Annotated in this window: 25 protein-coding genes; 10 read left to right on the top strand and 15 right to left on the bottom strand. The window is 72.3% G+C overall.

What is annotated here, in order from left to right:
* Window positions 1-192: 192 nt before the first annotated feature.
* Complete coding sequence (locus ACZ68P_RS13755) at window positions 193-402, top strand: hypothetical protein (protein WP_471005722.1); 210 nt, start codon at window positions 193-195, stop codon at window positions 400-402.
* Between the two features lie 30 nt (window positions 403-432).
* Here the strand turns inward: ACZ68P_RS13755 and ACZ68P_RS13750 are convergent, their stop codons facing one another.
* Window positions 433-1,398, bottom strand: coding sequence for an ROK family protein (locus ACZ68P_RS13750; RefSeq protein ID WP_471005721.1), 966 nt, complete (start codon window positions 1,396-1,398; stop codon window positions 433-435).
* A gap of 148 nt (window positions 1,399-1,546) precedes the next feature.
* Between ACZ68P_RS13750 and ACZ68P_RS13745 the strand changes: the two genes are divergently transcribed.
* Window positions 1,547-2,578, top strand: coding sequence for a LacI family DNA-binding transcriptional regulator (locus tag ACZ68P_RS13745; protein ID WP_471006364.1), 1,032 nt, complete (start codon window positions 1,547-1,549; stop codon window positions 2,576-2,578).
* 78 nt (window positions 2,579-2,656) lie between these two features.
* On the opposite strand, the gene ACZ68P_RS13740 is transcribed toward ACZ68P_RS13745, so the two are convergent.
* The 6 genes from ACZ68P_RS13740 to ACZ68P_RS13715 all read right to left on the bottom strand — a co-directional run bounded on the left by ACZ68P_RS13740 (window position 2,657) and on the right by ACZ68P_RS13715 (window position 9,305).
* Window positions 2,657-4,642 carry a serine/threonine-protein kinase gene (locus ACZ68P_RS13740; protein WP_471005719.1) on the bottom strand — a complete coding sequence of 662 codons (1,986 nt, stop codon included), beginning with the start codon at window positions 4,640-4,642 and terminating at the stop codon, window positions 2,657-2,659.
* An 86-nt stretch (window positions 4,643-4,728) separates the two neighbouring features.
* Window positions 4,729-6,018: a DUF6986 family protein gene (locus tag ACZ68P_RS13735; protein WP_471005718.1), complete on the bottom strand. Its 1,290-nt coding sequence runs from the start codon at window positions 6,016-6,018 to the stop codon at window positions 4,729-4,731.
* 167 nt (window positions 6,019-6,185) lie between these two features.
* Window positions 6,186-7,148, bottom strand: coding sequence for an electron transfer flavoprotein subunit alpha/FixB family protein (locus ACZ68P_RS13730; protein WP_471005716.1), 963 nt, complete (start codon window positions 7,146-7,148; stop codon window positions 6,186-6,188).
* 58 nt (window positions 7,149-7,206) lie between these two features.
* Complete coding sequence (locus ACZ68P_RS13725; protein WP_471005715.1) at window positions 7,207-7,992, bottom strand: electron transfer flavoprotein subunit beta/FixA family protein; 786 nt, start codon at window positions 7,990-7,992, stop codon at window positions 7,207-7,209.
* Between the two features lie 216 nt (window positions 7,993-8,208).
* Window positions 8,209-8,724, bottom strand: a complete 516-nt coding sequence (locus tag ACZ68P_RS13720) for a flavin reductase family protein (RefSeq protein ID WP_471005713.1) — start codon at window positions 8,722-8,724, stop codon at window positions 8,209-8,211.
* 200 nt (window positions 8,725-8,924) lie between these two features.
* Entirely contained in the window at window positions 8,925-9,305 is a 381-nt protein-coding gene (locus tag ACZ68P_RS13715; RefSeq protein ID WP_471005712.1) for a TlpA family protein disulfide reductase, read from the bottom strand.
* A gap of 233 nt (window positions 9,306-9,538) precedes the next feature.
* Here ACZ68P_RS13715 and ACZ68P_RS13710 point away from each other — a divergent pair, with 233 nt between their 5' ends.
* Entirely contained in the window at window positions 9,539-10,261 is a 723-nt protein-coding gene (locus tag ACZ68P_RS13710) for a lysophospholipid acyltransferase family protein (RefSeq protein WP_471005711.1), read from the top strand.
* A 24-nt stretch (window positions 10,262-10,285) separates the two neighbouring features.
* Here ACZ68P_RS13710 and ACZ68P_RS13705 read toward each other — a convergent pair whose 3' ends face one another.
* The 5 genes from ACZ68P_RS13705 to ACZ68P_RS13685 all read right to left on the bottom strand — a co-directional run bounded on the left by ACZ68P_RS13705 (window position 10,286) and on the right by ACZ68P_RS13685 (window position 14,923).
* Window positions 10,286-10,978, bottom strand: coding sequence for a B3/B4 domain-containing protein (locus tag ACZ68P_RS13705; RefSeq protein WP_471005709.1), 693 nt, complete (start codon window positions 10,976-10,978; stop codon window positions 10,286-10,288).
* A gap of 13 nt (window positions 10,979-10,991) precedes the next feature.
* Window positions 10,992-11,570 (bottom strand): transglutaminase domain-containing protein, encoded by a 579-nt coding sequence (locus ACZ68P_RS13700; protein WP_471005708.1) that lies wholly within the window; start codon window positions 11,568-11,570, stop codon window positions 10,992-10,994.
* An 82-nt stretch (window positions 11,571-11,652) separates the two neighbouring features.
* Window positions 11,653-12,735: a threonine aldolase family protein gene (locus tag ACZ68P_RS13695; protein WP_471005707.1), complete on the bottom strand. Its 1,083-nt coding sequence runs from the start codon at window positions 12,733-12,735 to the stop codon at window positions 11,653-11,655.
* The gene (locus ACZ68P_RS13690) at window positions 12,732-13,490 is read right to left on the bottom strand and encodes an SDR family NAD(P)-dependent oxidoreductase (protein WP_471005706.1); all 759 of its coding nucleotides are present in this window, start codon (window positions 13,488-13,490) and stop codon (window positions 12,732-12,734) included. The genes ACZ68P_RS13695 and ACZ68P_RS13690 overlap by 4 nt, the downstream gene beginning before the upstream one ends.
* A 26-nt stretch (window positions 13,491-13,516) precedes the next feature.
* Window positions 13,517-14,923: a DUF6421 family protein gene (locus tag ACZ68P_RS13685; RefSeq protein ID WP_471005704.1), complete on the bottom strand. Its 1,407-nt coding sequence runs from the start codon at window positions 14,921-14,923 to the stop codon at window positions 13,517-13,519.
* 311 nt (window positions 14,924-15,234) lie between these two features.
* Here ACZ68P_RS13685 and ACZ68P_RS13680 point away from each other — a divergent pair, with 311 nt between their 5' ends.
* Window positions 15,235-15,918, top strand: coding sequence for a glycerophosphodiester phosphodiesterase (locus ACZ68P_RS13680; RefSeq protein ID WP_471005702.1), 684 nt, complete (start codon window positions 15,235-15,237; stop codon window positions 15,916-15,918).
* 82 nt (window positions 15,919-16,000) lie between these two features.
* On the opposite strand, the gene ACZ68P_RS13675 is transcribed toward ACZ68P_RS13680, so the two are convergent.
* Window positions 16,001-16,552, bottom strand: coding sequence for a GNAT family N-acetyltransferase (locus tag ACZ68P_RS13675; RefSeq protein ID WP_471005700.1), 552 nt, complete (start codon window positions 16,550-16,552; stop codon window positions 16,001-16,003).
* A 180-nt stretch (window positions 16,553-16,732) separates the two neighbouring features.
* Between ACZ68P_RS13675 and ACZ68P_RS13670 the strand changes: the two genes are divergently transcribed.
* From ACZ68P_RS13670 to ACZ68P_RS13655, 4 genes are all read left to right on the top strand, one after another.
* On the top strand, window positions 16,733-17,311 hold the full coding sequence (locus ACZ68P_RS13670; RefSeq protein ID WP_471005698.1) for a DUF5134 domain-containing protein: 579 nt from the start codon (window positions 16,733-16,735) through the stop codon (window positions 17,309-17,311).
* A gap of 70 nt (window positions 17,312-17,381) precedes the next feature.
* Window positions 17,382-18,317, top strand: a complete 936-nt coding sequence (locus tag ACZ68P_RS13665; RefSeq protein ID WP_471005697.1) for a M56 family metallopeptidase — start codon at window positions 17,382-17,384, stop codon at window positions 18,315-18,317.
* 93 nt (window positions 18,318-18,410) lie between these two features.
* The gene (locus ACZ68P_RS13660) at window positions 18,411-19,088 is read left to right on the top strand and encodes a phosphatase PAP2 family protein (protein ID WP_471005696.1); all 678 of its coding nucleotides are present in this window, start codon (window positions 18,411-18,413) and stop codon (window positions 19,086-19,088) included.
* A 129-nt stretch (window positions 19,089-19,217) separates the two neighbouring features.
* Window positions 19,218-19,892, top strand: coding sequence for a TetR/AcrR family transcriptional regulator (locus ACZ68P_RS13655; protein WP_471005695.1), 675 nt, complete (start codon window positions 19,218-19,220; stop codon window positions 19,890-19,892).
* Here ACZ68P_RS13655 and ACZ68P_RS13650 read toward each other — a convergent pair.
* On the bottom strand, window positions 19,868-21,388 hold the full coding sequence (locus ACZ68P_RS13650; protein WP_471005694.1) for an LVIVD repeat-containing protein: 1,521 nt from the start codon (window positions 21,386-21,388) through the stop codon (window positions 19,868-19,870). The two genes, ACZ68P_RS13655 and ACZ68P_RS13650, sit on opposite strands and share 25 nt — an antisense overlap.
* Before the next feature lie 218 nt (window positions 21,389-21,606).
* Between ACZ68P_RS13650 and ACZ68P_RS13645 the strand changes: the two genes are divergently transcribed.
* Window positions 21,607-22,257: a DUF305 domain-containing protein gene (locus ACZ68P_RS13645; protein WP_471005693.1), complete on the top strand. Its 651-nt coding sequence runs from the start codon at window positions 21,607-21,609 to the stop codon at window positions 22,255-22,257.
* Window positions 22,258-22,498: 241 nt separating this feature from the next.
* Window positions 22,499-23,851 (top strand): FAD-dependent oxidoreductase, encoded by a 1,353-nt coding sequence (locus ACZ68P_RS13640; RefSeq protein ID WP_471005692.1) that lies wholly within the window; start codon window positions 22,499-22,501, stop codon window positions 23,849-23,851.
* Between the two features lie 78 nt (window positions 23,852-23,929).
* On the opposite strand, the gene ACZ68P_RS13635 is transcribed toward ACZ68P_RS13640, so the two are convergent.
* Window positions 23,930-24,289: an ArsR/SmtB family transcription factor gene (locus ACZ68P_RS13635; RefSeq protein WP_471005691.1), complete on the bottom strand. Its 360-nt coding sequence runs from the start codon at window positions 24,287-24,289 to the stop codon at window positions 23,930-23,932.
* Window positions 24,290-24,339 lie beyond the last annotated feature (50 nt).

Here is a 24,339-nt window from a genome sequence, read left to right as displayed (position 1 = left end):
TGGCTTGCCCGCAACACCCTGCCACGGAAACCCCGTCGGGCAACCGGGGGATTCGGCCGCGGCGCGGGCCTGGACGGGCCGGACGGGGGTAGGCGGAGAGGAGACGCGCGGGAGAACGAACGCGCGTGCGGGCCGGCGCGTAACACTTCGGGGCAGGCCGTCGTTGGACCGGTAAGGCAAGGGGGTGCGGAGATGAACCGTACGGTGTTGGAGAAGTTTCCCGCGGGAGGTCCGCGGGGCAGCTGGCCGGCCGAGGAGTTCGCCAGCGCGCGGCGGGACGAGGGCCTCCCCGCCGAAGTGATCATGGACCTGGAGTCGGACGCCTTCTTGGTCATCGTCGAGCAGCGGACGGCACGTTCGGGCGCCGCCCGTCCGCCGGCGGCGCGCACGGCGGGCCGCTGACGTTCCCGACAGCCCCTCGGGGCTGCCCCGTCAGCCCGCCGCCGGGGCGCCGTTCCGGGTGTGCGGGGAGGCCGCCGCCGCCGCGCCGAGGAGGCCCGCGTCCGTGCCCGTGAGCGCCGGGGCGACCTCCAGGTCGCGTACGAACGACAGGGTGGCGTACGACCGCAGGCTGCGGCGCAGCGGGGCGAAGAGGACCTCGCCCGCACCCGCCACTCCCCCGCCGATGACGGCGATGTCGATCTCGACGAGAGTGGCGGTGGCGGCGATTCCGGCGGCGAGCGCCTGCGCCGCACGCTCGAAGGAGGCCACGGCGACCGGCTCCCCGGCCCTCGCCGCGGCGGCCACCGCCGCGGCCGATGTGTCACCGTCGGGCCCCGGGCGCCAGCCGTTCCGCAGCGCGCGGCGCGCGATGTGCGGGCCGCTTGCGATCCGCTCGACGCAGCCGCGCCCGCCACAGGCGCACGGGTCGCCGTCCAGATCGACGCTGATGTGACCGATGTGGCCGGCGTTTCCGGTGGGCCCCGGGTGCACCCGGCCGCCGAGCACCAGGCCGCCGCCCACGCCCGTGGAGACGACCAGGCACAGAGCATTGTCGTGGCCGCGAGCCGCGCCGCGCCAGTGCTCGGCCGCCGTCATGGCGACGCCGTCGCCCACCAGCGTGACCGGCCGGCCTCCTGCCGCCCGCCCCACCCGCTCGACCAGTGGGAAACCACGCCAGCCGGGGACGTTGACGGGGCTGACCGTGCCGGTGGAGGCGTCCACCGGGCCCGCGCTGCCGATGCCCACCGCGTGCGCCGAGGCCCACAGAGGGGAACCGGCCAGCTCCTCCAGCACCTCCTCGACCGCGCGCATCACCGTCTCACCGTCCTCCCGTGCGGGCGTGGGCCGCTGCGCGCGGACGAGGATCCTGCCGTCGCCGTCCACCAGCGCACCGGCGATCTTGGTGCCGCCGATGTCCAGCGCGACGACGAGGCCGGCGACGAGGTCGGTGTACATGGCGCGATGTCTCCAGGAGGGCAGCCGGGACGATGATCGGTGTGACCTCCAGTCTCCCTCCCTATGACAACGTTGTCCAGGGCCTATGCTCGACAACATCACGACGGCATCCGCCGAGCCGTCCGACGAGACAGAGGATCTGCGCACCGTGGCCGACAACGCCCGCCATCCCGAGCACCGTTACGGCAACCGGCCCACGATGAAGGACGTCGCGGCCCGAGCCGGTGTGGGGCTCAAGACGGTCTCCCGGGTGGTCAACGGCGAACCGGGGGTGACGCCGGACACCGAGCGGCGGGTCCAGGAGGCCATCGACTCCCTCGGCTTCCGCCGCAACGACAGCGCGCGCGTGCTGCGCAAAGGGCGCACCGCCTCCGTCGGTCTGGTCCTGGAGGATCTGGCCGACCCCTTCTACGGTCCGCTCAGCCGCGCGGTGGAGGAGGTCGCCCGTGCCCACGGGGCGCTGCTCATCAACGGTTCCAGCGCGGAGGACCCGGACCGCGAGCAGGAGTTGGCCCTCGCGCTGTGCGCCCGCCGGGTCGACGGGCTGATCATCATCCCGGCCGGCTCGGACCACCGCTATCTGGAGCCGGAGATGAAGGCCGGTGTCGCCACCGTCTTCGTCGACCGCCCGGCGGGAGGGATCGACGCCGACGCGGTGCTCTCCGACAGCTTCGGCGGGTCGCGGGCCGGGGTGGCGCATCTGATCGCCCACGGCCACCGCCGGATCGGTTTCATCGGTGACCGGCCGCGCATCCACACCGCGACCGAGCGGCTGCGCGGCTACCGCGCGGCGATGGAGGAGGCGGGCCTGGAGATCGACGCGTCCTGGGTCGCGCTGGGGCCCACGGACCCGGAGCGGGTACAGGAGGCGGTCACGGCGATGGTGTCGGGGCCGGAGCCGGTCACGGCGCTCTTCGCGGGCAACAACCGGGTCACGGTCACGGCCGTCCGCGCGCTGGCCGGGCGCGAGCACCCGGTGGCCCTAGTGGGCTTCGACGACATCGAACTGGCCGACCTGCTCGGCATCACCGTCATCGCCCAGGACGCGGCGGCGCTGGGCCGCACGGCGGCGGAGCGCCTCTTCCGCCGCCTGGAGGGCGTCGACGAAGCCCCGGCGCGGGTGGTCCTGGGGACGACGCTGATCCCCCGGGGTTCGGGCGAGCTCGCGCCGCCGGCCTAGACCAGACCGGTGTCAACAACGCTCGTGACCAATACACCTAGGGAGTCTCCGGAGTGCCCGCGCGGCCTGCCGTTCGGGTCAGCAGACCGGGAGGCCGGGCACCGGCCCGTCGTTGTCGCCGCCCTTGATGTTCACGACGTTGACGTACACGCCTGTGTTGCCGCTGTCGTCGTCCGTCCGGGCCCACCAGACGTTCGTCCACTGACCGTGCGTCTCCCGCCGTCCCAGGTCGGCCTGGCAGTAGAAGTAGTTGGTACCCGCGTTCAGGACGCCCGTCTCCGCGCCCTCGCGGCTGTAGGACGTCGAGGTGCGCCACACCTGGCAGTCGTAGGTCCCGCCGCCACGGGAGTGGCATGCCGGCGCGGGCTGGGTGGCCTGCCCACCGCCGCCCGTCGTGGCCGCGCCCCCGCTCGTACCGCCCCCGCCTGACGCACCGCCGGTGGTGGTGCCGCCGGCGCTGGTGCCGCCGTCCGTCCCGCCGGAGCCCGGCAAGGGGGCCTTGGACGCCCCGGGCGTGGCGGGCGGGGCCGACTTCGTGGCGCCCGCCGGAGAGGGGTTCGCGGAGGGGTTCGCCGACGGCGCGCCGCCCAGGTCGAGGACACGGCCGGGGCTCGCCCCGGGGCTGCGGGGCGACGGCTGCTCTCCGGCCGATCGCTCCTGCTTCGTGCCCGCGCCCTGGCCGACCAGGGCGTAGGTCACCCCGCCGCCCGCCAGGAGCACGGCGGCGGCCGCGGCGGCGATCAGCGCGGCGGAGCGGTTGCGGCCGCGCTCGCGTGGGACCGCCGCGGGGGCGGTCGGCCGACCGGCCGGGGCGTGTCCGGCGGACGGGAACGCGCCGCCCTGCCCGGCGGCGGGAGCAGCGGCCGGCGGCGCGACGGGACCGAACCCGTCGGGGCGCCCCGGCACGGTGGCGAACCCCTCCGGGTTCCTCTCCTCCTCACCGAACCCGCCCGCGCGTCCCGGCACGGTGGCGAACCCGGCCGCACGCCCCGCCTCCGTGGCGAACCCGCCCCCCTGCGCCCCCGGCGGGCCGAAACCCTCCGCGCGTCCCGCCTCCGCCGCGGGCACGCCCGCTGTCGGGGGCAGCGCCGTCCCGGAGCTCCCGGGCTGCGCCGCCGGCGGGCCGAAGCCCGGAGAGGGGTGCGGGACGGCGTTCGGTTCGGTCGGTACGGGTGCGGCGAGCGGGGCCGGAGAGGCGACGGGGCCGGCCGGGGTGGGGCCCCCGCCCTGGGCTCGGGCCAGGGCGTCGAGGAGCCGGGCCGCCGATCGGGCGTCGGGGCGCCGCGCCGGGTCCTTGTCCAGCAACTGCCGGAGTACGGGTTCGAGGGGACCCGCCCGGGGTGGCTCCGGCAGGGGCTCCACGACGATGGCGTTGAGCGTCGACCAGGTCGACGTGCGGCGGAAGGGCGAGGCCCCCTCCACGGCCGCGTAGAGCGTGGCGCCCAGCGCCCAGACGTCGGAGGCGGGCCCGGGCTGCTGCCCCTGGGCGCGCTCGGGCGCCAGGTAGTCCAGTGAGCCGACGATCTCGCCGCTGCGGGTGAGGCGGGTCGCCGAGCCGTCGCCCGGGTCGTCCATGGCGGCGATGCCGAAGTCGGTGAGGACGACCCGCCCGCTCCTGTCGAGGAGGACGTTGCCGGGCTTCACGTCCCGGTGGAGCACACCGGCCTCGTGCGCGGCGGCCAGCGCCTCCAGGACGGCGGCGCCGATCCGGGCGGCCTCGGCCGGTTCCACGACCCCGCGCTCGTTCAGCACGTCGTCGAGCGAGGGCCCGTCGACGAGCTCCATGACGATGACGGGGCGGCCCTCGTGGTCGGTCACGTCGTGGACGGCGATGACTCCCGGGTGCCGTACGCGGGCCGCCGCCCGTGCCTCGCGCCGCATCCGCAGGCGCAGATCGGCCAGTTCCGGTCCTGACGAGTCGTTGTACGTCCGCAGCTCCTTGACGGCCACCTCGCGGCCGAGGACCTCGTCGACGGCCCGCCAGACGACTCCCATGCCGCCTCGGCCCAGTCGGCGCACGACGCGATAGCGGCCGGCCAGCCGCTCGTTCTCCCCCGAAGACACCGATGCCCCGTTCTCTGTCGGCTGCGTGGAACGCGTACAGGGTACGGGGCCCGGTGGTGGCCTCGGGGGGGGGTGGCTCCGCCAGGTCAGGGGGCGGTGGTGGTCAGATCGCCTCGTCGCGGGGCGGCGAAGCGGTCCAGGTCGGCCCGGGTCAGGCCGGTGAGGGCCTCGACCTCGGTGGTGTCGAGGGCACCGCAGTCGATGCCGCGAAGGAGGTAGGAGCTGAGGGCCTTGGCGGTGGCGGGCTCGTCCATCACGTCGCCGCCCGCGTGGTTGGCGTAGGCGGAGATGCGCCGGGCGGCGGCCTCGAAGCCCTCGCGGTAGAAGGCGAAGACGGCGGCGTAGCGGGTGGGGATGTGGCCCGGGTGCATGTCCCAGCCCTGGTAGTAGGCGCGGGCGAGGGCCCGGCGGGTGAGGCCGTAGTGCAGGCGCCAGGCCTCGTGGACGTGCTCGGTGGAGCCGACCGGGAGGACGTTGGTGGAGCCGTCGGAGACCCGTACGCCGGTGCCGGCGGCGGCGACCTGCATGATCGCCTTGGCGTGGTCGGCGGCCGGGTGGTCGCTCGCCTGGTAGGCGGCGGACACGCCGAGGCAGGCGCTGTAGTCGAAGGTGCCGTAGTGCAGTCCGGTGGCGCGGCCCTCGGCGGCGTCGATCATGCGGGCGACGGCGGCGGTGCCGTCGGAGGCGAGGATCGACTGGCTGGTCTCGATCTGGATCTCGAAGCCGAGGCGGCCGGCGTCGAGGCCGTGGGCCTTCTCGAAGGCCTCCAGGAGGCGCACGAAGGCGGAGACCTGCTCGGGGTAGGTCACCTTGGGGAGGGTGAGGACCAGGCCGTCAGGGAGGCCGCCGTTCTCCATGAGGCCGGTGAGGAAGATGTCGGTGGTGCGGATGCCGCGGTCGCGTACGGCGGCCTCCATGCACTTCATGCGGATGCCCATGTACGGGGCGGCGGTGCCGTCGCGGTAGGCCTCCGCGATCAGCCGGGCGGCGCGGGCGGCGTCGTGGTCCTCGTCGGTGCCCGCGTAGCCGTCCTCGAAGTCGACGCGGAGGTCCTCGACGGGCTCGCGCTCCAGCTTGGCCCGTACGCGTCCGTAGACGTCGGCGGCGAGGGCGTCGGGCAGGCCGAGGACGGCGGCGAAGGACTCCGCGTCGAGGGCGTGCTCGTCGAGGGCCGCGAGGGCCTGGTCGCCCCAGGAGCGGATGGTTCCGGCGTCGAAGAGGTTGCCGGGGACGTAGACGGTGTGGACGGGCTGGCGGGTGCCGGGGTCTCCCGGGTAGCGGCGGTCCAGCTCGGCGTCCACGGCTGCGAGGGAGGCGCTGATGCCCTCGCTGACCGCGCCCGCGAGGCTCGTTGCCACCTTCTCCTGCTGACCCATTCCCACACCCTTCTCTTTTCCGCTTCACGGAATCAACAATCCGTATAGCGAAGTTAGTAGCCCCTCGGGACCTGCGTCAATGGGTGTCCGAAACGGCCGGGGGCCGCACGGTGAGAGATCACCGTGCGGCCCCCGGGCCCGAAGAAGCGCAGGTCACGCGCGTCAGGTCAGCCCTTGCGGGACTTGACCTCCGCGGTCAGCTGCGGGACGACCTCGAAGAGGTCGCCGACCACGCCGTAGTCGACCAGGTCGAAGATCGGGGCCTCGGCGTCCTTGTTGACGGCCACGATGGTCTTCGAGGTCTGCATACCCGCGCGGTGCTGGATCGCACCGGAGATGCCGGAGGCGATGTACAGCTGCGGCGAGACCGACTTGCCGGTCTGGCCGACCTGGTTCGAGTGCGGGTACCAGCCGGCGTCGACCGCGGCACGCGAGGCGCCGACGGCGGCACCGAGGGAGTCCGCGAGGTCCTCGATGATGTGGAAGTTCTCGGCACCGTTGACGCCACGGCCGCCGGAGACCACGATCGCGGCCTCGGTCAGCTCCGGGCGGCCGGTCGACTCGCGCGGGGTGCGCGCGGTCACCTTGGTGCCGGTGGCCAGGGCGCCGAAGGAGACCGAGAGGGCCTCGACGGTGCCGGCGGCCGGCGCGGCCTCGACGGCGGCCGAGTTCGGCTTGACCGTGATGACCGGGGTGCCCTTGGAGACACGGGACTTGGTGGTGAAGGAGGCGGCGAACGCGGACTGCGTCGCGACCGGGCCTTCGTCGCCGGCCTCGAGGTCGACGGCGTCGGTGATGATGCCGGAGCCGATGCGGACCGCGAGGCGGGCCGCGATCTCCTTGCCCTCGGCGGAGGACGGGACGAGCACGGCGGCCGGGGAGACCGCCTCGTACGCGGCCTGCAGCGCGTCGACCTTCGGCACGACGAGGTAGTCGGCGAACTCGGGGGCGTCGGCGGTGAGGACCTTCACCGCACCGTGCTCGGCGAGGGCCGGGGCGGTGGCCTCGGCGCCGTTGCCCAGCGCGACGGCGACGGGCTCGCCGATGCGGCGGGCCAGCGTCAGCAGCTCCAGGGTGGGCTTGCGGACGGCTCCGTCGACGTGGTCGACGTAGACGAGAATCTCAGCCATGGGACTTCAGTCTCCTGCGAACGAAAGAGGGGCGGACTTCAACGGCTCGCGCGAGCCCTTAGATGAACTTCTGGCTCGCGAGGAACTCGGCCAGCTGCTTGCCGCCCTCGCCCTCGTCCTTGACGATCGTGCCCGCGGTGCGCGCGGGGCGCTCGGCGGCGGAGTCGACCGCGGTCCATGCACCTTCGAGGCCCACCTCGTCGGCCTCGATCTCGAGGTCCGAGAGGTCCAGGGACTCCACCGGCTTCTTCTTGGCGGCCATGATGCCCTTGAAGGACGGGTAGCGCGCCTCGCCCGACTGGTCGGTCACGGACACGACGGCCGGAAGCGTGGCCTCCAGCTGCTCGGAGGCGGTGTCGCCGTCGCGGCGGCCCTTCACGACGCCGTCCTCGATCGTGACCTCGGAGAGCAGCGTGACCTGCGGGACGCCCAGACGCTCGGCGAGGATCGCCGGGAGGACACCCATGGTGCCGTCGGTGGAGGCCATACCGGCGATGACGACGTCGTAGCCGGTCTTCTCGATCGCCTTGGCGAGCACCAGCGAGGTGCCCATGACGTCGGTGCCGTGCAGGTCGTCGTCCTCGACGTGGACGGCCTTGTCGGCGCCCATGGACAGCGCCTTGCGCAGGGCGTCCTTGGCGTCCTCGGGGCCGACCGTGAGGACGGTGACCTCGGCGTCGTCCGCCTCTTCGGCGATCTGCAGCGCCTGCTCGACCGCGTACTCGTCGAGCTCCGACAGCAGGCCGTCGACGTCGTCGCGGTCGACGGTCAGGTCATCGGCGAAGTGCCGGTCGCCGGTGGCGTCGGGCACGTACTTCACACAGACAACGATCCTCAAGCTCACGCCGGCTCTCCTACTGCATCGTCATAACTGGGCTGCCTTGTTGCTCGCAGCATAGGCGCCTGAAGGGCGGGTTTCCGGTCGGGGCGGCTTGCGCCCCGGCCAAAATATTACTCGCCAGTACAGCCAGTTCGTTACCAGTAAGCAAGCGCTCAGGCATGTGAGTTTCGCAACGCCCGGCGGCGGTGCGCAAGCGGGCGAGGCCGCCGACGGCCCGCCTCAGTCGCGCAGGGCGTGGAAACGGCCCTGGTGGTACAGCAGCGGCCGGCCCGCTCCGGCGGGGTCGCCGGCGACCGCCTCGGCGATCACGATCCGGTGGTCCCCGGCGGGGACCTTCGCCACCACCCGGCACACCAGCCAGGCGAGGACGCCCTCGAGGACGGGAACCCCCTCGGGGCCCGGGCTCCACCGCGTGCCCCCGCCGAACCGGTCGGCCCCGCTGCGCGCGAACGTCTCGGCGAGCTCCCGCTGGTGCTCGCCGAGTATGTGCACGCCGATGTGCTCGGCCTCGGCCACCACGGGCCAGCTCGACGACGTGGTGCCCACGCCGAAGGAGATCAGGGGAGGTTCGGCGGCGACGGAGTTCAGCGAGGTGGCGGTGAAGCCGACGGGGCGGTCCCCCCGGGCGGTGATGACCGCGACACCCGCGGCGTGCCGCCGGAAGACGGAGCGGAGGAGATCGGGTGAGGCCGGGCGCGGGGCGGGCACGGGGCGGAGCTCGGGCGAAACCGTCATGGAACTGTCCTTCGGCGAGGGCGTGGTGCGAGGGGTCCGGGGGTTCTCAGACACCCGGACAGCGCGCGCTCGCGTGGCGGACGAGGTCCACGTGGACCCGCCCGTGGAGAAGGATTTCCGGTGGCAGCACCGTGTCAGCCTGACGATCGTCCGCGGGCGCAGTCAAGTGCGTACCGGCATGTGGGAGATGTGTCACCGCGTCAGACCGCCCGCCCGAGAGCCGCGATGACGTCCGCCCGGCGGGGCTGTCCGGCGGCCCTGACGACGACCCGTCCGGCGCGGTCGAGGACCAGCACCGTGGGGGTGCGGACGATCCCCAGCGCGCGCACGAGGTCGAGCCGTTCCTCGGCGTCGATCTCCACGTGACCCACCCCGTGGACCATCTCCGCGACCTCGGCGAGGGTCCGCCGGGTGGCGCGGCAGGGCTGGCAGAACGCCGTGGAGAACTGCACGAGCGTGGCCCGCTCGCCGAGCGGCGCGCCCAGGGCCTCGCCGTCCAGCGCGGGGACGCCCGGCGCCCGGGCGCCCGACGCCTCGACATCCCGCACCCGGACATCCGGCTCCTCCGGCCGCCCGTCCATACCCCTGCTCCCCTCGTGCCGTCCGCTCTCCCGTCGCTCCGTGCAGCGTCCCACGGCACCGTTCGATTCCCGCCACGGCCACCGGGCGTGACGAGAATCTCCCTGTGCGAAGCCGTCAGGACTGGTACCCGACGCCCACATGGGGCACGATCTGCCCAAAGCCGAAAACCTACGGCCGCGTAACTTCCGCCGGGAGAACCCTCCCCAGGCAGAGAAGAAGGGGTTCCTCTCAGATGGCAGAACTCGTCTATCGGCCGGTCATCGGCGCCGCACTCACGATGTTCAAGGCGCTCGACCTCAAGATCGACACGCAGGGTTCGGAGCACATCCCGCGCACCGGCGGCGCGGTGCTGGTCAGCAACCACATCAGCTATCTGGACTTCATCTTCACGGGCCTGGCCGCGCTTCCGCAGAAGCGCCTGGTGCGCTTCATGGCCAAGGAGTCGGTCTTCCGGCACAAGGTCTCGGGCCCGCTGATGCGCGGCATGAAGCACATCCCGGTGGACCGCGCGCAGGGCGAGCACGCCTACCAGCACGCGCTGGAGTCGCTGAAGGCCGGCGAGATCATCGGTGTCTTCCCCGAGGCGACCATCTCGCAGTCGTTCACGCTCAAGAGCTTCAAGTCGGGTGCGGCGCGGCTCGCCCAGGAGGCCGGGGTCCCGCTGATCCCGATGGCGCTCTGGGGGACGCAGCGCGTCTGGACCAAGGGCCGTCCGCGGAACTTCAGGCGCAGCCACATCCCGGTGACGATCCGGGTGGGCGAGCCGATGGAGGCGCCCACGGACCAGTACGCGGGCGCCATCACGCGGCGGCTGCGCGACCGGGTCCAGGAGCTTCTGGAGGCCGCGCAGCGCGCCTATCCCGTGCGCCCCAAGGACGCGAGCGACACCTGGTGGGTGCCGGCGCACCTCGGGGGCACGGCTCCGACCCCGGCCCAGGTCAAGGAAGCCGGCTGACCGGACCCTCCCGGATTGGGAGCGTCACTCCGGGGTGCCGACCGTGACACGCGCCCCGGGGCTCAGCTTCTCCAGCGATTCGGCCAGCTCCGCGCCGGCCGCGACGAGCTCGGCGTGCGTCATGGGGACCAGCGACTCCAGCAGGAAGATCGCGTTGACCGTGGTGTCCTCGATGCGGGTGCGCGGCCCCTGGCGCCAGTTCCAGCGGCGGCAGGTGACGCCGGCGTCGTCGCGCCAGACGATCTCGCCCGGCTCGGGGTGCTCCACGGTCTCCTCCCCGCCGGCCGTGGTCACGAACGGCTCGTCGCCCACGGCCCGCACGAGCCTCATCTCGCCCTGGATGCGGTCCAGGTCCTCGCCGCCGACCGGGATGAGGTGGGCGACGCTGATCGCGTTGTAGGCGTCGACGAGACGGCTGATCCTGGGCAGGCCGCCGTCCGCGAGCGCCCGCTTGGCGAGCGCCTCGGCGGAGTTGCGGGTACGCGACGGCTTGGCGCCGAACGCCGTGTAGGCCGCGCGCCAGGCCGCGATGTGCGGGTCCTTGTCCGGTGCGGCGCCGTCGAGGCGTTCCGCGAGGCGCCGCGCGGCGTCGTCGAGCAGCGCCGAACTGGCCTCGTCGCTCGGCCCGTTGACGAGACCGTGGGCCTCGACGGCGAGGTGGGTGAAGCCGGGCACGAGGGCACGCACCTCGTCGGACACGGTGAGGGTGAGGGGCATCGTCGTCCTTGCGTCAGAGTTCCGTCGGAAGGGTCCGCGAGAGGTACGGCCGGTCGGGAGCGGAGGTCAGCGCGCTCAGGACGGCCGGATGCGGTTCAGCGTACAGCACCGGCGAGTCCAGTTCATTGGACTTTGGGTCCGGATGGAACGGCAACCGCTCCTCCCGCACGGAGAACACGGCGAAGCGCCCCGACTCGCCGCCGCGGGGGTCCTGCCGGTGCCAGGTGGACGTGCCGGGCAGCCGGACGGCGACGAGACCGTGAAGGGCCTCGAACTTCTGGTAGCAGAGGGCCGTCGGGATGCCCTCGGCCCTGAGCAGCGCGGCCAGGGCGTGCGCCTTGGCGTAGCAGATGCCGGTACGCAGGGCGAGGACGTCGGAGGCCCGCCAGGTGACGCGCATGTCCCCCGTGTCGAACGAGTGCGGAATGGTGTCGCGGACGAACGCGAAGGCTGCTTCGGCGTATGCGTATGCACCTGGGCGCCCCACGCGGAGCCGGGAGGCGGCTTCCCGGACGACGGGGTGCTCGTGGTCGATGACGTCGTCCGCCGCAAGGTAGGCGGAGAGTTCCGGCTCTTTCTGGATCAGTTCCATGCGTCAGGAGCATAGGAAAGCGACCGACCGGAATCAATGAGTTTCCAGTCAGCCGCATGCCTATGCATAGCGATCCGGGGGTCTAGCCGGCCGCCATCTCCTCCTTGAGCGCCTGGAGGAAGGCGTCGACGTCGTCCTCCGTGGTGTCGAAGGAGCACATCCACCGCACGTCGCCGGCGGCCTCGTCCCAGAAGTAGAAGCGGAAGCGCTTCTGCAGCCGGACGCTGACCTCGTGCGGGAGCCGGGCGAAGACGGCGTTGGCCTGGACGGGGTGGAGGATCTCCACACCGTCGACCTCCCGCACCCCGGCCGCGAGGCGCTGGGCCATCGCGTTGGAGTGCCGGGCGTTGCGCAGCCACAGGTCCTTGGCGAGCAGCGCCTCCAGCTGGACGGACACGAACCGCATCTTGGACGCGAGCTGCATGGACAGCTTGCGCAGGTGCTTCATGTGGCTGACCGCGTCCGGGTTCAGGACGACGACGGCCTCACCGAACAGCATGCCGTTCTTGGTGCCGCCGTACGAGATGACGTCCACGCCGACCGCGTTGGTGAACGCCCGCATGGGGACGTCCAGGGAGGCGGCGGCGTTGGCTATCCGGGCGCCGTCGAGGTGGACCTTCATGCCCTTGGAGTGGGCGTGCTCCACGACGGCCCGGATCTCGTCCACGGTGTAGACCGTGCCCAGCTCGGTGTTCTGGGTGATCGAGACGACCTGCGGCATGGCCCGGTGCTCGTCCTCCCAGCCCCAGGCCTGCCGGTCGATGAGCTCGGGAGTGAGCTTGCCGTCCGGCGTCGGCACGGTGAGCAGCTTCAGGCCGCCCATCCGCTCGGGAGCGCCGCCCTCGTCCACGTTGATGTGCGCGGACTCGGCGCAGATCACGGCACCCCAGCGGTCGGTCAGCGCCTGGAGGGCGGTGACGTTCGCACCGGTGCCGTTGAAGACCGGGAACGCCTCGGCGGTCGGCCCGAAGTGGCTGTGCATGATCCGCTGGAGGTGATCGGTGTAGTCGTCCTCGCCGTAGGCGATCTGATGACCGCCGTTGGCGAGGGCGATCGCCGCGAGCACCTCAGGGTGGGCGCCGGCGTAGTTGTCGCTGGCGAAGCCCCGGACCGACGGGTCGTGGTGACGACGCGCGTCGGTCCTGGAGGGCGTTGCCGGGGTCACGGCTTGGGGGTCAGCCACAGACGCTGTCCATTCACTTCCTGGGCGGGCCGGTCCCAGACTCCGGCGATCTCGTCGGCCAGATCCTTGACGTCCGTGAAGCCCGCGAACTTCGCGTTCGGTCGCTCGGCGCGCATGGCGTCGTGCACCAGTGCCTTGATCACCAGGATGGCAGCCGCGGCCTTTGGCCCGGCGTCGCCCCCCAGCTTGCGGAAGTCGTCGCCCATGGCGAGGGTCCAGGCCTCGGCCGCGGCCTTGGCGGCGGCGTAGGCCGCATTCCCCGCGGTGGGCTTGGAGGCGCCCGCGGCGCTGACGAGGACGTACCGCCCACGGTCGCTGCGCGTCAGCGGCTCGTGGAAGGCGAGCGAGGTGGACTGGACGGTCTTGATCAGCAGCCGCTCCAGGAAGCTCCAGTCGGCGAGCTCGGTCTCGGCGAAGGTGGAACTGCCGCGCCAGCCGCCGACAAGGTGGACCAGGCCGTCGATCCGGCCGAACTCCTTCTCGGTCTTGTCGGCCCAGTCGCGTGCCGCGCCGAGGTCCGTGAGGTCGACCGTGTCCCCGACGACCGTGGCGCCGCCGTGGGCGTACCGGGCGGCGTCGACCGCCTCGGCCAGCCGGGCCGGATCCGCGTCCGAGGCGACGACGATCGCACCGGCTTCCGCGAGCCGCATCAGCGCGGCCCGGCCGGCGGGGCCGGCCGCTCCCGCGACCGCGATGACGGCACCTTCCAGCGGTCCGCCGTTCCCGTTGCCGTTCATGGTCGTCGCCTCCTCCGTGACAGGGTTCACGCGGCAGCCTGCTCGGCCCGCGAAGCGTTCACGGCGGTGATGCCCTTGGTGGAGGCGATCACACCCTTGAGCTTCTTGGCCAGGGCCTCATAGAACATGCTGAGCGGAAACTCGTCCGGAAGCACGTCGTCGACGAGCTTGCGCGGCGGCTGCGTCAGATCCAGGGCGTCGGGACCCTTGGCCCAGCGCGAGCCGGGGTGCGGGGCGAGGTAGGTGGAGACGAGCTCGTACGCCTTGAACCAGTGGACCAGCTTGGGGCGGTCGATGCCGTCGCGGTACAGCTTCTCGATCTCCGCGCAGAGCTGGTTGGTGACCTCGGGGGCCCGCTGCCAGTCGATCTTGAGCGTGTTGTCCGTCCAGCGCACCACGTCGTGCTTGTGGAGGTACGCGAAGAGCAGCTGACCGCCGAGGCCGTCGTAGTTGCGGTTGCGGTCGCCGGTGACCGGGAAGCGGAACATCCGGTCGAAGAGCACGGCGTACTGCACGTCACGGCCGTGCGCGTTGCCCTCGGCCTCCAGCTTCACGGCCTCCTTGAAGGCGGTGAGGTCGCAGCGCAGCTCCTCCAGGCCGTACATCCAGAACGGCTGGCGCTGCTTGATCATGAAGGGGTCGAAGGGCAGGTCACCGTGGCTGTGGGTGCGGTCGTGGACCATGTCCCACAGCACGAAGGCGGCCTCGCAGCGCTTCTGGTCCTCGACCATGGCGGCGATGTCCTCGGGCAGCTCGATGCCCAGGATGTCGACGGAGGCCTGGGTGACCTTGCGGAAGCGGGCAGCCTCGCGGTCGCAGAAGATGCCGCCCCAGCTGAAGCGCTCGGGGGCCTCGCGCACGGCGATGGTCTCCGGGAAGAGCACGGCCGAGTTGGTGTCGTACCCGGCGGTGAAGTCCTCGAAGGTGATGCCGCAGAAGAGCGGGTTGTCGTAGCGGGTGCGCTCCAGCTCGGAGAGCCACTCCGGCCAGACCATGCGCAGCACGACCGCTTCGAGGTTGCGGTCCGGGTTGCCGTTCTGCGTGTACATCGGGAAGAGCGCCAGGTGCTGGAGCCCGTCCACGCGGTCGGCGGCCGGCTGGAAGGCCAGCAGGGAGTCGAGGAAGTCGGGGACCTCGAAGCCGCCCTCGGCCCACTTGCGCAGGTCGGCGACGAGCGCGTGGTGGTACGCGGCGTCGTGCGGGAGCAGCGGGGAGAGCTGCTCGACGGCGGCGACGATCCGGTCGACGGTGAGTTCCACAAGGGCGCGGGACGGCGCGTCGTCGGCGTCGAAGTCGATGGAGCCGTCCTTGCGCTGCCAGGGACGGATCTCCTCCACGGCCTTCTTGAGCTCGGGCCAGGCAGGGTGGTCGATCACCGGGGCGGAGATGGATATCCCCCCAGCGGTCACGTCCTGCACAAGAATTTCCGTCATTCCTCTTCCTCCACAGGAGAACCTCGCGTCAGGACACCGTATCCATGAGTGGCTTCTCCTTACAAGAGGAGCAAGAGAGATTATCCTGCGCGCCCCCCATGGTCACCGTGAATTTTCCTGCCGTACGGGGTTTGAGCGAGCGCATCGGTGGCCATACGGGGCGCCGGGGCAGAGGCGCCGCGAGTCCCGGGACGGCTCGCCCCGATGCCCGGCGCGCGTGCGCTTCCCTCTTGGGCTCCAGCCATTAGGCTGCGCCCCCACCGGGAGACCGGAGGGACCCGGTCCCGGACATCGGCGGAAGCGAGAAGATCTTGAGTTTCCTCACCATCGGTCATCGCGGAGTCATGGGCGTCGCCCCCGAGAACACCCTGCGTTCCTTCGTCCGCGCCGAGCGGGCCGGGATGGACGCCATCGAACTGGACCTGCACCTGAGCAAGGACGGTGCCCTCGTCGTCATGCACGACGCGGACGTCGGACGGACCACCGACGGCAGCGGCCCGATCGCCGAACTGACGCTGGCGGAGCTGCGCGAGCTGGACGCCGGCGAGGGGGAGCGCGTCCCCGTCTTCGAAGAGGTCCTGGACGCGGTGAGCGCCCCGATCCAGGCCGAGATCAAGGACACGGCGGCGGCCAGGGCGCTCGCCGAGGTGATGCTGCGCCGCGGACTCGCGGACCGGGTGGAGGTCCTCTCCTTCCACGACGAGGCCCTCGCCGCGATCTCCCGGCTGGTCCCCGGCGTGCGTACGGCTCTCGTGGCGGACCGCTGGGAGGCGGACGTAGTGGACCGCGCGAAGACGGTCGGAGCCGCCGCCCTCGTGCTCAACATCCGGCACCTCACCCTGGAGACCGTGGAACGGGCCCACGAGGAGGGGCTGCGGGTCATCGGCTGGGTGGTGAACACCCAGGAGCACCTGCGCCTGGTCCGGGCGCTGGAGCTCGACGGGGCGACGACCGACTATCCGGAGATCCGCCGCACCGGCCGGTTCACCGCCTAGGGTTTGACCCGGGACGCCTCCGTCGGCCGGCTCGGCCTGGAGAAAGGCTCCGACCGGGGCGGGCTCGGACCGGGGGCCGGATTCAGACCAGCGGCTTGACCAGGAGCTCGAACTCGAGGTCGTCGCGCTGCGGCACGCCGAAGCGCTCGTCGCCGTACGGAAACGGGGTCATCCGTCCCGTACGGCGGTAGCCGCGCCGCTCGTACCAGGCGATGAGCTCCTCGCGGACGGAGATCACCGTCATGTGCATCTCCCGCACGCCCCAGATCTCGCGGACCCGGCGCTCCGCCTCGGCGATGATCAGACGGCCGAGACCGGCGCCCTGGAGCTCGGGGCGGACGGCGAACATGCCGAAGTAGGCGGCATCGCCGCGGTGTTCGAGCTGGCAGCAGGCGACGATCCCGCCGTCCTGCTCGACGACCATCAGCCGGCTGCCCGGGGTGGTGATGACCGCGCGCACGCCCTCCTCGTCGGTGCGCTGACCCTGCAGGATGTCCGCCTCCGTGGTCCAGCCGCCCCGGCTGGAGTCGCCCCGGTAGGCCGACTCGACCAGCGGCACGAGCACCGGGACGTCGTCCTCGACCGCGTCGCGGTAGCTGATCCGTCCGGTCTCCTGGGGCACGGCGGTGTCCATGGTGTTCGGTCTCCCCTCGGCGCGCTGATCGATCGGTGGAGGCGATCGGGCCCCGAGCCTAACGCGAGCCGACGCGCTCCCCCTCGTACACCCCCGCGCACCCCTGCGCTCGCGTGCGACCCCGTGAGGCCGGGCATGCAGCCTGGGACCGAACGGCGCCGTCGAAGGGGGAGGTGTGCCGTGCACGGACCGGCGTTGTCGGCCTGGCCGGCGTGGTTGTCGGTGGTGTTGTGCGGGGCGAGCGGCGTGTACTGCCTGCTGCGGACGCGCGGCCGCGCCGGTGAGGAGCGCAGGACGGCCGGGAGCGAGGCCGTGATGGGCTTCGGAATGGCGGCGATGGCGCTCCCCGCGGCGGTGCTCACGCCACCGACGTGGAGCTGGGCGCTGTACGCGGGGGTCTTCGGCACGGCGGCGCTGCGCGCGCTGTTCGCGATCCGCCGCGGCGGACATCACGGACACCATCTGGTGGGCTCCTCCGCCATGGTCTACATGGCGGTGGCGATGGCCTTCCCCGCCTCCGGAGCACACGGGGGGCACGGGGGGCACGGCACGGGGGGCATACCGCTCCTGACGGGTCTGCTCCTCGGGTACTACACGGTGTACGTCCTGCGGTCCGGGGCCCGGCTGGCGCCGGTGCCCCTGCCGACGGGAGGCCCGGCGGAGTTCCCGCCGCCGGCCGCGGACTCCGCACCGGAGTTCACCCGGGTGTGCCGCCTCTCGATGGCACTGGCGATGCTGGCGATGCTCCTGACGCTGTGAAACCGTGGCGTACGTCACTTGCCGTGCGAGGTCATACCCCCGGGTAGCACCACCCTCATAGGCTGACGGCATGTTGGTCTCCCTCGCGCTGCTCGGGCTCGGCGTCCTGACCGCTGTCGTGGCCCCGCGACTGCTGTCGCGGTCCGACTGGGCGGAGCGCGAGCCCGTCGTGGCGCTCTGGGTCTGGCAGTGTGTGGTCGCGGCGGTCCTGCTGAGCTTCGGGCTCTCCATGACGTTCAGCGCGGCGGCCGCCTGGCAGGTGGTGCGGGGACATGTCTTCGCGCCCGCGCCGCGCGGAGTGCTCGAAGCGTACGAACTGGGCACGCACCAGCCGTGGTCGGCGGTGCTCGCCGTCGTGCTGGCCTGCGGCGGTCTGTGGACCGGCGCGATGCTCGGCCGGGAGATCAGCCGGGCGCGGGCCCGCCGCCGGCAGCGCCGTCGCGAACTCCTCGTCCGCTCGCCCCTGCTGCCCGGCGAGGAGCCCGAGGGCGAGCGGCTGGTGGTGCTGGAGGGCGAGCGCGCGGACGCCTGGTGGCTGCCGGGCGCCGCGCCCCAGCTGGTCATCACGACGGCCGCCCTGCGGAGGCTGAAGGGCCGCCAGCTGGACGCCGTGCTCGCGCACGAACAGGGCCACGCCCGGGCGCGGCACGACTGGCTGCTGCACTGCTCGGCGGCGCTGGCGGGCGGCTTTCCCGGAATCCCGGTCTTCGCGGCCTTCCGGGACCAGATGCACCGGCTGGTGGAGCTGGCCGCCGACGACGTGGCCTCGCGCCGCTTCGGGCGGCTGACGATCGCGCTCGCCCTGGTCGAACTGAACGAGGACCGGGGGGTGTTCGGGCCCGGCCAGGCGCCGGACGCCGACCTTCCGCACCGGGTGAACCGGCTCCTGGCGGCCGCGCCGCGCTTCACGGCCGGACGCCGCCTGCGCCTGACCGCCGCCGCGGCCTTCGTCCCGGTGGTGCCGGTCCTGGTCGCGTTCGTCCCGGCGTTGAAGGCACTGGGTTAGGGCTTTTGCATCGGGCGGGTCCTGCGCGAGTCGGAGGGCGGGGCACGGTCGCGCCCGCCGGAGTACTTCGCGCGGCTCGGGGAAGATCGTGGCATGCGCTCCTCCGCCGTTGTTTCCGGTGCCCTGGCCGTGTTGCTGCTCGCCCTGGTGGCGGCCGGCTGGCCTCCGCTGCTCTCCCTGGACCGATCGGTGACGGAGTCGCTCCACGACAGCGCCGTCGCGGAGCCCGGCCTCGCCCGTCTCCACCGGATTCTGAGCGATTGGGTGTGGGACCCGTGGACGATGCGGGCGCTGATCGCCGCCGCCGTGGTGCTGCTGTGGCGGCGGCGCGAACGGTGGCTGGCCCTCTGGCTCGTGGGGACGAGCCTGGTGGCGGCGGGGGTGCAGCAGGGGGTGAAGGCGGCGATCGGCCGGGAGCGGCCGAGCTGGCCCGATCCGGTCGACACGGCCCACTTCGCGGCCCTTCCCTCGGGCCACGCGATGACCGCGATGGTGAGCTGCGGCCTGCTGCTGTGGGTTCTCGCGCTCCACTGGCGCGAGACCTGGCGGGGCTGGAGCGTCCTCACCGTCGCCGCCGTGGTGTCCGTGCTGGGCGTGGGGTGGACCCGGGTCTACCTCGGGGTGCACTGGCCTACGGACGTGGTGGCCGGGTGGCTGCTGGGCTGGAGCTGTACGGCTGTGGCGATCATCACGTACCGCCGGAACGGGGCGGAACGGGACGCACGGGGCGTTCCCGTGAGCAAGGGGAGGAGAATGGGGGAAACGCACTGAAGCCGTCTGTCCTGGACGATCCCCCGCGTCGCCCAGAACAGACGGCAAACCCGCTGACCAGGCACGAAGGCGCGACAGCAGGATGCGCTGAGTATATTGGCTGCGAGCCAGTCAACGCAGGAGTCCAGCATGTCCCCGCGTAGCGCATCGGTCAATGAAGAGCTTCGGAGGCGTTCTCGCGAACGGCTTCTGCAAGCCACCGTCGAGCTGGTCTCCGAGCGCGGCTTCGAGGCCACGACCCTCGGCGACATCGCCGAGCGGGCCGGTTCGGCGCGTGGGCTGATCTCGTACTACTTCCCCGGCAAGCGGCACCTGCTGCAGTCGGCGGTGCACCGGCTGATGCATCTGACGCTGGAGGAGGCCCTGGAGCGCGAGCCGCGCACCGAGGACGGCCGGGAGCGGATGGCCCGCGCGATCGACGCGATCCTGGGGCTGGCCGTGAGCCGGCCGGTGCTGATGCGGACGCACATGGCGGGCATCCTGCAGGCCCAGGGGTTCGTGCAGTGCGACGAGCAGCAGCGGCTCGCCTTCCTGCTGCGGGACACGGTCACGCGGTACGGCGCCCCGGACGTGGACACGGAGTATCCGCTGCTGCGGGCCCTGCTGATGGGCGCGGTGGTGGCGGTGCTGCTGCCCGGCGCGCCGATGCCGGCGACGCGGCTGAGGGCCGAGCTGTTCCAGCGGTACGGGCTCGACTGGGACATGGGGATGCCGCCGGACGGAGGTCCGCCCGACGGCATGCCGCACGACCGGTCCGGTTCACCGGACCGGGTGCCCCGTCAGTCGTCGAAGTCGTCGAAGTAGTCCGGCTGGGTCTGGACGTTGAGCTCGTGCATGCGGACCCGCTTGGCGGCGTCGGTGCGCCGGTCGTCGAGCCGCAGGACGTCGAAGCCCTTGGCCATGTCGTTCGAGTAGATGTGGCCGTTGTAGTAGTACGCCGACCAGGTACCGCCGCCGACCAGCGAGGTGGCCGAGAGGGGGCCGCGCTCGAAGTACGCGATCTCCTTCGGCTTGCGGGAGTCGGTGAAGTCCCAGACGGAGACGCCGCCCTGGTACCAGGACTGGACCATCAGGTCCTTGCCCTTGACCGGGATCAGCGAGCCGTTGTGCGCGACGCAGTTCTCGGTGTCGGCCTGATGGCGCGGGATCTTGTAGTAGCTGCGGAAGACGAGCTCGCGCCGGTCCCCCTTGCCGACGATGTCGTAGATGCCGTCGGCGCCGCGGTTCGGACCCACGGCCGCGTTGCAGGTGGCCGCGCCGCCGCCGCCCAGTTCGTCGGTGAAGACGACCTTGTTCGCCTTCAGGTTGAAGGTCGCCGAGTGCCAGAACGCGAAGTTGACGTTGTCCTGGACCTGGTCGATGACCCTCGGGCGCTCGGGGTCCTTGATGTCGAAGAGGATGCCGTCACCCATGCAGGCGCCGGCCGCGAGGTCCTTGGAGGGCAGCACCGTGATGTCGTGGCAACCGGTGGTCTTGGAGACGCCCGGGTTGGTCGGGCCGCCGGGGTTGCCGCCGCCGTCCGGGCCCTCGCCCGGGAAGAGGACGGGGAAGCCGACGATGGCCGCCTTCTCCGGCGACTTGCGGGGCACCTTGATGACCGTGATGCCGTCGTGCGGGGGCTGGCAGTCCGGGAACGCGGCGTTGGGCGAGTACGAGGAGACGTAGACGTAGACGTTCTTGCGCTCGGGCACCAGCGTGTGGGTGTGCGAGCCGCAGGCGGTCTCGACGGCGGCGACGTACTTCGGGTTGCGGATGTCGCTGATGTCGAAGATCTTCATGCCCTCCCAGGAGGACTTCTCCGTGGCCGGCTGGCTGGTGCTGGCACAGGAGTTGTCGCTGCGGGAGGAGTCGGTGGAGAGGAAGAGGAGGTCGCCGGAGACGGAGACGTCGTTCTGCGATCCGGGGCACAGCACCTGGGCGACGGTCTTCGGATCGGACGGCTTGCTGATGTCGAAGATCCGGAAGCCGTCGTAGTTGCCGGCGAAGGCGTACCTGCCCTGGAAGGCCAGGTCGGAGTTGGTGCCCTTGAGCGCGTCCTTGGGGATGTTGGCGAGGTGCGTGATGTTGTCCGTGTGGACGATCTCGTCCACTCCGGGTATCTCGCCGTTCTGGATGGCGGACCGGGCCTCGGCGGCCTGCTCCGCGGAGACGGTGCCCCGCACGGTGGCGTCACCCGGATCGGGTGTGGCGGCCGCGGGGCCGGCTGCGAGCAGGCTGACCAGCAGTCCGGCGGCGGCGGTGGCCACACCCAGACCTCTGGTCCGTGCGCGCGGAGTTCGCGTGGTACGCAACGAAGTCACTCCGTCCTCCCTTGTGTCCGTTCACGGTTGAACGGTCATTGGACGTCGGCAGTATCGTCCTTGCCGTGCACATCTCAACAGATGGCAACACAGACGTCATGAAGGATTTCGCTCGGCGACCGGAACAGGCGTGCTGGGAACGGGCACGGGGAACGGTCACCTCGCTCCTTCGTCCGCCCTCTTTCCGGAAACCCCGTGAAGTCCCCCTGGAGGTCGCCTTGTCGAACCACCGCATCCGCGGAGCCGTCGCCGTCGCGTTGAGCGCCGTGACCGTCTGGGCACTGGCCGGCTGCGATGCGGGGTCGGACCGGGACGCTGCCGGCGCTCAGGGCTCCACCGGTCCGGCGGTGGTGGCTCCGGGCAAGCCGGGCGAGGAGGCGCGGCGCATATCCCCGGAGGAGGCGGCCCGGCTGCTGCCCGACGACAAGCCCAACGCCGCGGACTTCACCTACGCGCAGATGATGATCGTGCACCACCGGCAGGCGCTGACGATGACCGCGCTCGCGCCGCGGCAGGCGGAGTCGGCTCAGGTGAAGAAGCTGGCGGAACGGATCGCGGCTGCGCAGCAGCCGGAGATCGGCGCGATGGAAGGTTGGCTGAAAAACAACGGTGGGCCGCGTCCGCAGAAGGGGCACGACCACCACACGATGCCGGGGATGGCGACCGAGGCCCAGCTCGCCGAGCTGAGGAAGGCCCGGGGCAAGGCGTTCGACGAGCTGTTCCTCAGGCTGATGATCACCCACCACGACGGGGCGGTGGCGATGGCGGCCGAGGTGCTGGGCGAGGGGAACAACGTCCTGGTGGAGGAGATGGCGAGTGACGTGATCGCCCAGCAGACGGCGGAGATCAACCGGATGCGGTCGATGTAGGGCCGGACGCGGTCCAGGGCGGGGCGGGCACGGCCCGGGGCAGGCCGGGCACGGGCCAGGGCGGGCACGGGCCAGGGCGGGCACGGGCCAGGGGGGCCGGGCCGGTCGAGGGCGGGCCCGACGCGGTCGAGGGCGGACCGGGCGTGCGCCCGGCTGCCGCACGGGCCTCCCACGCGCGGGCCCGCGGTGCGATGCTGGAAGCCTCTCGGCGGGAATCCCCGCGGCGGGAAGGAGTACGGCCGTGCTTCGAGTCGCTGTCGTCGGTTCCGGGCCCAGCGGGGTCTACACCGCCCAGGCGCTGGTCCAGCAGTCGGCGGTACCCGATGTCCGGGTGGACGTCCTGGACCGGCTGCCCTGTCCGTACGGGCTGGTGCGCTACGGCGTCGCGCCGGACCACGAGAAGATCAAATCGCTCCAGCAGAACCTGCGGACCGTGCTGGAGGACGAGCGGATCGGCTTCCTCGGCAACATCGAGGTCGGCGCGCGCGGCTTGTCCCCGGCCCGGCTGCTGGAGCTGTACCACGCTGTCGTGTACTGCGTCGGCGCGGCGCGGGACCGGAGGCTCGGGGTGCCCGGCGAGGACCTGGCCGGCAGCTTCTCGGCGACGGACTTCGTCTCCTGGTACAGCGCACACCCCGACGCCGCCGGCAACGGCTTCGGGCTCGGCGGGCGCTCGGCGGTCGTGATCGGGGTCGGGAACGTGGCGGTGGACGTCGCCCGGATCCTGGCGCGCGGCCCGGAGGAGCTCCGGGCGACGGACGTGCCGCGGGACGCCCTCGCGGCGCTGGAGGCCAGTCGGGTGCGCGAGGTGCACGTGGTCGGCCGGCGAGGCCCTGGGCAGGCCAAGTTCACGACGAAGGAGCTGCGGGAACTGGGCACGCTCCCGGGAGCCCGGGTGCGGGTGGATCCGGCGGACCTGGCGCTCGATCCCTCGTTCGCCGATCCGGCCGGTCTGCCCCCCGCGAACCGGCGGAACCTGGAGGTCGTCCGCGGCTGGGCGGCTGCGCCGGCCGTGCCGACGGCGGTGCGCACCGTGACGCTGCGGTTCTTCCTGCGCCCGGTCGAGCTGCTCGGCGAGGACGGCCGGGTGGTCGCGGTCCGCTTCGAGCGCACCGAGCCGGACGGCACGGGAGGCGTGCGGGGCACGGGACGGTTCGAGGAGATCGACGCCCAGCTGGTGCTGCGGGCGGTCGGCTACCAGGGAGTGCCGCTGTCCGGGCTTCCGTTCGACGAGGCCAGGGGGACGGTCCCGCACGCCGCGGGCCGGGTGCTGCGGGACGGCGTGCCGTCCCCGGGCGAGTACGTGGCGGGCTGGATCAAGCGCGGCCCCTCGGGGGTCATCGGAACCAACCGTCCCTGCGCGAAGGAGACGGTGACGTCGCTGCTGGCCGACGCGGACGCGCTCGCCGGGCGGACGGTGGCGCCCGACCCTCTGTCGGCGCTGCGCGAGCTCGGCCACGACCCGGTCGCCTGGCCGGGCTGGCTCGCCATCGAGAGCGCCGAGGCTGCCCTGGGCCGCTCGCTGGGGCGCGGGCGGGTGAAGATCGCGGACTGGGCGGGCCTGCGCGCGGCGGCCCGGCCGGACGCAGCCTGAGCCGCGGCGGAAGACTCCCGTCCAGGGGTGAACGGCCCGGCGGGCGCCGTGCCGAGCACGCCGCGAGCCCGGCGCGTCCTACGCCGTGGGCGAGCCGCTCAGGCGGAGTTCCTCGCCCTCCGCCGCCGTCAGGACGCTGTCGAGGAGCCCGGGGAAGAGCGCGTCCAGGTCGTCCTTGCGCAGGGCGTTGAGCTTGGCGGTGCCGCGGTAGATCTGCTGGATGACGCCGCTCTCGCGCAGCACCCGGAAGTGGTGCGTCGTCGTGGACTTGGTCACCGGAAGGTCGAAGCGGGAACAGCTCAGCTCCACCCCCTCACGTGCCATGTCGCGCACGATCCGCAGCCTGACCGCGTCCGACAGCGCGTGCAGCACACCCTCCAGGCGGATCTCGTCCCGCGCGGGGTGGTCGAGGACCCGGGGGTTGGTCGCGGTCGTCACGGCGGCTCCTCTTCGTCGGGGTACGCGCTCATTGTACGAGGGGCCTCGTA

Source organism: Streptomyces sp. NPDC036822, from assembly GCF_055609145.1.
This window is presented reverse-complemented; position numbering and strand designations above follow the sequence as displayed.